The 2,780-nt window shown below is 67.2% G+C and carries 3 protein-coding genes; 2 read left to right on the top strand and 1 reads right to left on the bottom strand.

The window, feature by feature from the left end; all coding sequences use genetic code 11:
- Nucleotides 1-35 precede the first annotated feature (35 nt).
- Nucleotides 36-638 (top strand): GNAT family N-acetyltransferase, encoded by a 603-nt coding sequence (locus ACRDUX_RS29995; RefSeq protein WP_526419330.1) that lies wholly within the window; start codon nucleotides 36-38, stop codon nucleotides 636-638.
- 10 nt (nucleotides 639-648) lie between these two features.
- Here ACRDUX_RS29995 and ACRDUX_RS29990 read toward each other — a convergent pair whose 3' ends face one another.
- Nucleotides 649-1,260 carry a type II toxin-antitoxin system PemK/MazF family toxin gene (locus tag ACRDUX_RS29990; protein WP_526419326.1) on the bottom strand — a complete coding sequence of 204 codons (612 nt, stop codon included), beginning with the start codon at nucleotides 1,258-1,260 and terminating at the stop codon, nucleotides 649-651.
- Between the two features lie 176 nt (nucleotides 1,261-1,436).
- Here ACRDUX_RS29990 and lepA point away from each other — a divergent pair.
- Nucleotides 1,437-2,780: translation elongation factor 4 (gene lepA / locus ACRDUX_RS29985; RefSeq protein ID WP_526419328.1), on the top strand; the 1,344-nt coding region annotated here is incomplete at its 3' end.

Raw genomic sequence — 2,780 nt, 5'->3', positions numbered from 1 at the left:
GGCCTACATCACTCAGGGATGAGAGCATCGAAGGCATGCAGGCGAGACGCGCGACCCATGCCGATGTCCGTGCCCTTTCGAAGACGCTGGGACGGGCCTTCTTCGATGACCCCGTGATGTGCTGGATGTTGCCCGATGCGGATGCGCGCCGCCGCAAGCTGCACAAGCTGTTCGAGGCGTTGACGCGCCATCATCACCTGGCTCGCGGCGGCGTCGAGGTCGCACCCGACGACGGCGGCGGCATCGGTGGCGCGGCCCTGTGGGATCCGCCGGGTCAGTGGCGCCAGACGCGGGGCGAGGAGTTGCGCGCGATGCCGGGGTTGCTCGTTGCCTTCGGCAGGTCCCTGCGGCGTGGCCTGGTCGTCGAGAACATGATGAAGGCATTGCATCCAGAGGAGCCGCATTGGTATCTCGCGGTCATCGGCAGTGATCCCGACGTGCGGGGGAAGGGTTTCGGGCAGGTGCTGATGCGCTCGCGCCTCGACCGCTGCGACGCCGAGCATGCGCCCGCCTACCTGGAGTCCAGCAATCCGGACAACGTCCCCTACTACCAGCGGTTCGGCTTCGAGGCCACCGGCGAGATCACGTTGCCCGCCGGGGGGCCCAGTCTGATCCCCATGTGGCGTCCGGCGCGCTGACCGGGGCTGGTCAACTCCAGGAGTACTCGGCCCGCAGCCGGGCCGCCACGGCCTCGAACCTCTCGCGGTCGAGGATGGCCCCCTCGCGGCGGATGCCGTCCTCGGGCACGTCGAGGATGCGATCCAGCCGCACCCAACTGGCCCGACCCTCGGAGTCCCAGCTGCCGCTTCCTACTCCGACCCAGCCGCGGTCGGCCACGTGGCGTTCCTGGCTGGACAGCATCAGCCCGAGCAGCGTGCTGCTGTCGCGACCGACGACCAGTACGGGGCGGTCCTTGCCGCGGGACGGATCCTCCTCGTAGACCACCCACGTCCAGACGATTTCGCCAGGGTCCGCGCGGCCGTCCAGGTCGGGCGCGTAGGACACCCTGCGGGCCCGATGGGCGGTGGGGACGCTGTCCTTCGTGACGGGACGCCCCGCGGTGATCGCAGGCGCAGATCCGGGCGACGTGCCGCTCAGGACACCGATACCTGCGTCGATGCCCATCTTGATGCCCTGGCCGATGGTGCGCGGCACGTTCTCCGGGTTCTGCAGCTGGCGGATGATCTTCGGTGCCTCTTTGAACACCAACTGCTCGGTGCCCTTGAGAAGCCGCTGCCACGGGCTTCGCTGTGACGCCATCAGACGAGCATATGTGAGGGGGCGTTCGGAGGGCAGGAGCGAAGCGACCGAGGAAGGTCATGGAGGGCAGGAGCGAAGCGACCGGGGGATGTCACGGTCGCGATTGTGTCGATGTGGCGTCGGCTCGATATCCTGACGGGACGCAGCACGCGCTGCCCACGTAGCCCCACCAGGAGATTCCCATCAGCAGCTTCGCCGACAAGACCTTCACTGCGCCGGCGCAGATTCGGAACTTCTGCATCATCGCCCACATCGATCACGGCAAGTCGACGCTGGCCGACCGCATGCTCGGCATCACCGGAGTGGTGGCGGACCGGGACATGCGGGCGCAGTACCTCGACCGAATGGACATCGAGCGCGAACGCGGCATCACGATCAAGGCGCAGAACGTGCGGCTGCCGTGGATGGTCGGAGACGAGGAGTTCGTCCTGCACCTGATCGACACCCCCGGCCACGTCGACTTCACCTACGAGGTGTCACGTGCGCTGGAGGCCTGTGAGGGAGCGGTCCTACTCGTCGACGCCGCGCAGGGCATCGAGGCGCAGACGCTGGCGAATCTCTACCTGGCGTTGGACCGCGGGCTGACGATCATCCCGGTGCTCAACAAGATCGACCTGCCCGCGGCCGACCCGGATCGCTACGCGGGCGAGATCGCCCACATCATCGGGTGCGAGCCCGAGGAGGTGCTCCGGGTGTCCGGCAAGACCGGCGTCGGGGTCCGGGAGTTGCTCGACGAGGTGGTGCGCCTGGTGCCTGCACCCGTGGGTGACGCCGATGCCCCCGCCAGGGCGATGATCTTCGATTCGGTCTACGACATCTACCGCGGCGTCGTGACGTACGTCCGCGTGGTCGACGGCAGGCTGGTTCCGCGCGAGAAGATCAAGATGATGTCCACCGGCACCACACACGAGCTTCTCGAGGTCGGCATCGTCTCACCCGATCCCAAGCCGAGCGTGGGCCTTGGGGTCGGTGAGGTGGGGTACCTCATCACCGGCGTCAAGGACGTCCGGCAGTCCAAGGTCGGTGACACCATCACGACCGCGCGCAACGGCGCCACCCAGGCGTTGACCGGTTACCGCGAGCCCAGGCCGATGGTCTACTCGGGCCTCTACCCGGTCGACGGCTCCGACTATCCGAACCTGCGCGACGCGCTCGAGCGGCTGCAGCTCAACGATGCCGCCCTGACGTGGGAGCCGGAGACGTCGGTGGCACTGGGCTTCGGTTTCCGCTGCGGGTTCCTTGGCCTTCTGCACATGGAAATCACCAGGGAACGGCTCGAGCGCGAGTTCGATCTCGACCTGATCTCGACGGCGCCCAACGTGGTGTACCGAGTGGTGAAGGACGACGGTACTGAGCTCGTCGTGACGAACCCCTCGGATTGGCAGGAGGGCAAGGTGCGAGCCGTCTTCGAGCCCATCGTGAAGACGACGGTCATCGCGCCGAGCGAGTTCATCGGCACGATCATGGAGTTGTGCCAGTCGCGCCGCGGGGAACTCGGTGGCATGGACTATCTCTCACCG

The organism is Mycobacterium sp., from assembly GCF_050701675.1.
Lineage (GTDB): Bacteria > Actinomycetota > Actinomycetes > Mycobacteriales > Mycobacteriaceae > Mycobacterium.
The sequence above is the reverse complement of the archived record's forward strand: the minus strand, read 5'-3'. Positions and strand labels throughout refer to the sequence as shown.

Coding starts and splice junctions, on each gene's coding strand:
- ACRDUX_RS29995 (WP_526419330.1), top strand. CDS start 36: ATGCAGGCGAGACGCGCGACCCATGCCGATGTCCGTGCCCTTTCGAAG.
- ACRDUX_RS29990 (WP_526419326.1), bottom strand. CDS start 1,260: ATGGCGTCACAGCGAAGCCCGTGGCAGCGGCTTCTCAAGGGCACCGAG.